Raw genomic sequence first — 5566 nt, 5'->3', positions numbered from 1 at the left:
GGCTGTGAGGTTGAGTTGGCGCTCAACGGTTTAACCCGTGCCTTCAGCCCCCGCAAGCCCTCCAGACTTTCCCCGATAAATATTCCGGACAGTAGTGCATGTCATCGCGAACCCCGGCAAAGAAAAAGCCCGGTCGACATTCGCAGGGGGGGAAGTGCGTCGACCGGGCGTCGCGCCCAGGAGCGACGGGCGCGCAAGTGGTAAGCCGGAATCTGGGGTCAGGCCACCGCGGCCAGTTGCTCGCGGGCCTTGGCCAGGCCTTTCTCGGCGAACTCGGGGCCCATGTTCAGACCCTCGGCATGGACGAAGGTGACGTCGTGGATGCCGATGAAGGCCAGGGCCTGGCGCAGGTAGGGTTCCTGGTGGTCCAGCGGGCCGCCGGCGTACACGCCGCCGCGGCTGGTCAGGATGTAGGCGCGCTTGCCGCCGAGCAGGCCCTGGGGGCCGGTCTCGGTGTACTTGAAGGTGACGCCGGCGCGCAGCACGTGGTCCAGCCAGGACTTCAGGGTGCTGGGGATGGCGAAGTTGTACATGGGCGCGGCCAGCACCAGCACGTCGGCGGCCAGCAGTTCCTCGGTGAGCAGGTTGGAACGCTGCAGCGCGGCCTGCTCGGCGGCGCTGTGCTGCTCGGCCGGCTTCATCCAGCCGCCCAGCAGGTCGGCGTCCAGGTGCGGCACCTGTTCCAGCGCCAGGTCGCGGACCTGGATCTCGTCGGCGGGGTGGGCGGCGCGCCAGTTGGCGATGAACTCGGCGGTCAGCTGGCGTGAGACCGAACCTTGTTGGCGGGCGCTGCTTTCGATTACCAGAACACGGGACATGGGCTTGACCTCCAGCGGTCGTTTGCGTCGATGGAGGTCAGCTTATGGAATGACTTATCGATAAAAAAGCAGAAATAATTGCTTCAAAATATCGATTTAGTTGATTTGTACCGCGTCTGCTCCTAGTCTGGAGAACATGCGCTGCCGGCTCAGGCCGGGTTGCAGGTCAGCTTGATGCGCAGCTTGATGATGGCGCGGCCGAAGCTGGCGGTGAGGTTGCTGGACTTGCCGGCGGCGAGCACCGTCTTGCGCACCTTGGGCGACTCCGGGCCGTTCTGGAACACCGCGGTGCAGGCCACGTCCTGCTTGCCGTAGTTCTGCAACAGCACGGCGCCCATGCTGTCGCCGATGTCCTGGGTCTGGACGTCGATCTCCGTGCCGTTGAGGGACTTCTCCACCTCGATCGGGTAGGCCAGGGCGGTCAACGGCAGCGACAGCAGCAACGCACAGCAGATTCTTTTCATGTGGCGGTCTCGCTCGGTTCAGGCAGAGCGCCAGATTAGACAAGAGGAGGCGAGGATGAAAGCGCCCCGCGTTACCCTGGATCAATGGCGCACGCTGCAGGCGGTGGTCGACCATGGCGGCTTCGCCCAGGCCGCCGAGGCCCTGCACCGCTCGCAGTCTTCCATCAGCTACACGGTGGCGCGCATGCAGGAGCAGCTCGGCGTGCCGCTGCTGCGCATCGACGGCCGCAAGGCGGTGCTCACCGAGGCCGGCGAGGTGCTGCTGCGGCGCTCGCGGCAACTGGTGAAGAGCGCCGGCCAGTTGGAGGAACTGGCCCACCACATGGAGCAGGGCTGGGAACCGGAAGTGCGCCTGGTGGTGGACGCAGCCTACCCCACCCTGCGCCTGGTCCGCGCGCTGTCCGCGTTCGTGCCGCAGAGCCGCGGCTGCCGCGTGCTGCTGCGCGAGGAAGTGCTTTCCGGCGTCGAAGAGGCGCTGCAGCAGGGCCATGCGGACCTGGCCATCAGCGGCCTGAACATCGCCGGCTACCTGGGCGCCGACCTGTGCACCGTGGAATTCGTCGCCGTGGCCAACCCGGACCATCCGCTGCACCGCCTGCAGCGCGAGCTGACGCACCAGGACCTGGAAAGCCAGATGCAGGTGGTCATCCGCGACTCCGGCCGCCTGCAGCCGCGCGACGTCGGCTGGCTGGGCGCCGAGCAGCGCTGGACGGTGGGCAGCCTGGCCACCGCCGCCACCTTCGTCGGCAACGGCCTGGGCTTCGCCTGGCTGCCGCGGCACATGATCGAGCGCGAACTGCGCGACGGCTCGCTCAAGCCGCTGCCGCTGACCCAGGGCGTCACCCGCGAGAGCCGCTTCTATCTTTACCCGAACAAGGAAAAACCCCTGGGCCCGGCCACGCAGATTCTCGTCGAACTGCTGAAGACCTTCGCCAACGTGCCCCTGGACGTCCCCTTCGCCGCGCCGCCGAGCGCCTGACCGGAGAACCGCCGATGCCCTACCTGCACCACGACGGCCAGCGCCTGTACTTCGAGGACAGCGGCCAGGGCACGCCCGTGCTGCTGGTGCACGGCCTGGGCTCGAGCAGCCGCGACTGGGAGTACCAGGTGCCGGAGCTGCTCCGGCGCCACCGGGTGATCGCCCTCGACGTGCGCGGCCACGGCCAGTCCGACAAGCCCCGCGAGCGCTACAGCATCGCCGGCTTCGCCGAGGACGTGGCGGCGCTGATCGAGGAACTGCGCCTGGCCCCGGTGCACCTGGTGGGCATCAGCATGGGCGGGATGATCGGCTTCGAGCTGGCCACCCGCCGGCCGGAACTGCTCAAGAGCCTGACCATCGTCAACAGCGCCCCGGAAGTGAAGCCGCGCACCCTGCGCGAATACCTGGAAGTGGCGCGCCGGCTGTTCCTCGCCCACGTGCTGGGCCTGGACACCGTGGGCAAGGCCCTGGGCAAGCTGCTGTTCCCCAAGCCGGAGCAGGCCGACCTGCGGCGCAAGATCGAGCAGCGCTGGCCGCAGAACGACAAACGCGCTTACCTTTCCAGCCTGCACGCCATCATCGGCTGGGGTGTGCAGGAGCGCCTCGGGCGCATAACCTGTCCGACGCTGGTGGTCAGCGCCGACCGCGACTACACCCCGGTGACGCTCAAGCAGGCCTACGTGGAGCGCCTGCCCAACGCGCGCCTGGTGGTGATCGAGGATTCGCGCCACGCCACCCCGCTGGACCAGCCGCAAGCCTTCAACAGCACCCTGCTCGACTTCCTCGAGCAGGTAGACCATTCCTAAAACACCTCAGGAAACATCCGCAAAATGACCCTGTTCAAACGCTTCCTGCTCGCCGCCTGTTCCCTCGTCCTGGCCACCTCGGCGCTCGCCGCCGACCCGGCGAAACCCCACGTGCTGCTCTCCACCACCCTGGGCGAGATCGAGGTGGAACTCGACAGCGCCAAGGCGCCGATCAGCGTGAAGAACTTCCTCGGCTACGTCGACAGCGGCTTCTACAACGGCACCATCTTCCACCGGGTGATCCCCGGCTTCATGGTGCAGACCGGCGGCTTCACCGAGAAGATGCAGGAGAAGGACACCGGCGAGCCGATCAAGAACGAGGCCGACAACGGCCTGCTCAACGCCCGCGGCACCCTGGCCATGGCCCGCACCAGCGACGTGGACTCGGCCACCAGCCAGTTCTTCGTCAACCTGACCGACAACGACTTCCTCGACCACGGCCAGCGCGACTTCGGTTACGCCGTGTTCGGCAAGGTCGTGCGCGGCATGGGCGTGGTCGACATGATCGCCAAGGTGCCCACCACCAACCGCGGCATGTACCAGAACGTGCCCGCCGAGCCGGTGGTCATACTCTCCGCCAAGCGTCTCTGAGAATCCCCGATTCCCACGCTGACGGAGGCCTGAAACGGCGGGCCCGGGACGGGCCCGCGACAACCGAGAGACATCATGCTCTACCGCCGCTTCGAAAAGCTCATCGACCCCTTCCGCGACGCCCCCGAGCACATGCCGCCGGCCGACGTCTGGCGCTTCTACACCTACTACCTGCGCCAGGTCTGGCCGGTGTTCTCGGTCCTGCTGGTGGTCGGCCTGATCGTCGCCCTGATCGAGGTGGCGCTGTTCAGCTACCTGGGGCGCATCGTCGACCTGGCGCAGAACACCGCGCCCGCCGACTTCTTCCGCCTGCACGGCAACGAACTGGCCTGGATGGCCGCGGTGGCGCTGGTGCTGCGCCCGCTGTTCAACGCCCTGCACGACATGCTGGTGCACCAGAGCATCAACCCCAGCATGACCAACCTGATCCGCTGGCAGAACCACCGCTACGTGCTCAAGCAGAGCCTGGGCTTCTTCCAGAACGACTTCGCCGGGCGCATCGCCCAGCGCATCATGCAGACCGGCAACTCGCTGCGCGACTCGGCGGTGCAGGTGGTGGACGCGCTCTGGCACGTGGCGATCTACACCCTCAGCGCCCTGGTGCTGTTCGCCGAGGCCGACTGGCGGCTGATGATCCCGCTGGTGCTCTGGGTGATCGCCTACGTCGGCGCCCTCGCCTACTTCGTGCCGCAGGTGAAGCGCCGCTCGGTGGCCGCCTCGGACTCGCGCTCGAAGCTGATGGGGCGCATCGTCGACGGCTACACCAACATCACCACCCTCAAGCTGTTCGCCCACACCCGCCAGGAAGAGGACTACGCCCGCGAAGCCATCGCCGAGCAGACGCACAAGGCCCAGCGCGCCGGGCGCGTGGTGACCTCCATGGACGTCAGCATCACCATCATGAACGGCATCCTCATCGCCGGCACCACGGGCCTGGCCCTGTGGCTGTGGAGCCAGGAACTGATCTCGGTGGGCGCCATCGCCCTGGCCACCAGCCTGGTGATCCGCATCAACAACATGTCCGGCTGGATCATGTGGGTGGTCGGCGGCATCTTCGAGAACATCGGCCAGGTGCAGGACGGCATGCAGACCATCGCCATCCCCCGCCAGGTGGTCGACGCGCCCGACGCCAAGCCGTTGGTGGTGACGCGCGGCGAGGTGCGCTTCGACGAGGTGGACTTCAGCTACGGCAAGGGCAGCGGCCTGATCCAGGGCCTGGACCTGGTGGTGCGCCCGGGCGAAAAGATCGGCCTGGTCGGCCCCTCCGGCGCCGGCAAGTCGACCCTGGTCAACCTGCTGCTGCGCCTGTATGACCTGGAAGGCGGGCGCATCCTGATCGACGACCAGGACATCGCCCACGTGACCCAGGAGAGCCTGCGCGCGCAGATCGGCATGGTCACCCAGGACACCTCGCTGCTGCACCGCTCGATCCGCGACAACCTGCTCTACGGCCGCCCCGGCGCCAGCGAGGAAGAACTGCAGGAGGCGGTGCGCAAGGCCCGCGCCAGCGAGTTCATCCCGCAGCTGTACGACGCCCAGGGCCGCACCGGCCTCGACGCCCACGTCGGCGAGCGCGGCGTGAAGCTCTCCGGAGGCCAGCGCCAGCGCATCGCCATCGCCCGCGTGCTGCTCAAGGACGCGCCGATCCTGATCCTCGACGAAGCCACCTCGGCGCTGGACTCGGAAGTGGAATCGGCCATCCAGGAAAGCCTGGAGACGCTGATGCAGGGCAAGACGGTGATCGCCATCGCCCACCGCCTCTCCACCATCGCCCGCATGGACCGCCTGGTGGTGCTGGAACACGGCCGCATCGTCGAAAGCGGCAGCCACGCCGAACTGATCGAACACGGCGGCCTCTACGCCCGCCTGTGGCGCCACCAGACCGGCGGGGTCGTGGGGGGGGGTTAA

Annotated in this window: 6 protein-coding genes; 4 read left to right on the top strand and 2 right to left on the bottom strand. The window is 67.4% G+C overall.

The features are described 5' to 3' along the window. Positions 1-218 precede the first annotated feature (218 nt). Together RN02_RS26640 and RN02_RS26635 are read right to left on the bottom strand one after the other, a co-directional pair. Positions 219-818, bottom strand: a complete 600-nt coding sequence (locus RN02_RS26640) for an FMN-dependent NADH-azoreductase (RefSeq protein ID WP_043270972.1) — start codon at positions 816-818, stop codon at positions 219-221. A 149-nt stretch (positions 819-967) separates the two neighbouring features. Next, entirely contained in the window at positions 968-1282 is a 315-nt protein-coding gene (locus RN02_RS26635) for a hypothetical protein (protein ID WP_009623635.1), read from the bottom strand. A 55-nt stretch (positions 1283-1337) separates the two neighbouring features. Between RN02_RS26635 and RN02_RS26630 the strand changes: the two genes are divergently transcribed. The 4 genes from RN02_RS26630 to RN02_RS26615 all read left to right on the top strand — a co-directional run bounded on the left by RN02_RS26630 (position 1338) and on the right by RN02_RS26615 (position 5566). Then, positions 1338-2261, top strand: coding sequence for a LysR family transcriptional regulator (locus tag RN02_RS26630; RefSeq protein WP_043318142.1), 924 nt, complete (start codon positions 1338-1340; stop codon positions 2259-2261). Positions 2262-2275: 14 nt separating this feature from the next. Further along, entirely contained in the window at positions 2276-3067 is a 792-nt protein-coding gene (locus RN02_RS26625; protein WP_009623639.1) for an alpha/beta fold hydrolase, read from the top strand. A gap of 30 nt (positions 3068-3097) precedes the next feature. After that, positions 3098-3658, top strand: coding sequence for a peptidylprolyl isomerase (locus RN02_RS26620; RefSeq protein WP_043318144.1), 561 nt, complete (start codon positions 3098-3100; stop codon positions 3656-3658). A gap of 75 nt (positions 3659-3733) precedes the next feature. Next, on the top strand, positions 3734-5566 hold the full coding sequence (locus RN02_RS26615; RefSeq protein ID WP_043318139.1) for an ABC transporter ATP-binding protein: 1833 nt from the start codon (positions 3734-3736) through the stop codon (positions 5564-5566).

Origin of the sequence: Pseudomonas sp. PI1 (assembly GCF_000812405.1) — a bacterium.
Classification (GTDB): domain Bacteria; phylum Pseudomonadota; class Gammaproteobacteria; order Pseudomonadales; family Pseudomonadaceae; genus Pseudomonas; species Pseudomonas citronellolis.
This window is presented reverse-complemented; position numbering and strand designations above follow the sequence as displayed.

What these genes read in the sequence shown, in the direction of transcription:
- RN02_RS26635 (WP_009623635.1), bottom strand. Translation starts at nt 1,282, where the DNA reads ATGAAAAGAATCTGCTGTGCGTTGCTGCTGTCGCTGCCGTTGACCGCC.
- RN02_RS26630 (WP_043318142.1), top strand. Translation starts at nt 1,338, where the DNA reads ATGAAAGCGCCCCGCGTTACCCTGGATCAATGGCGCACGCTGCAGGCG.
- RN02_RS26625 (WP_009623639.1), top strand. Translation starts at nt 2,276, where the DNA reads ATGCCCTACCTGCACCACGACGGCCAGCGCCTGTACTTCGAGGACAGC.
- RN02_RS26640 (WP_043270972.1), bottom strand. Translation starts at nt 818, where the DNA reads ATGTCCCGTGTTCTGGTAATCGAAAGCAGCGCCCGCCAACAAGGTTCG.
- RN02_RS26615 (WP_043318139.1), top strand. Translation starts at nt 3,734, where the DNA reads ATGCTCTACCGCCGCTTCGAAAAGCTCATCGACCCCTTCCGCGACGCC.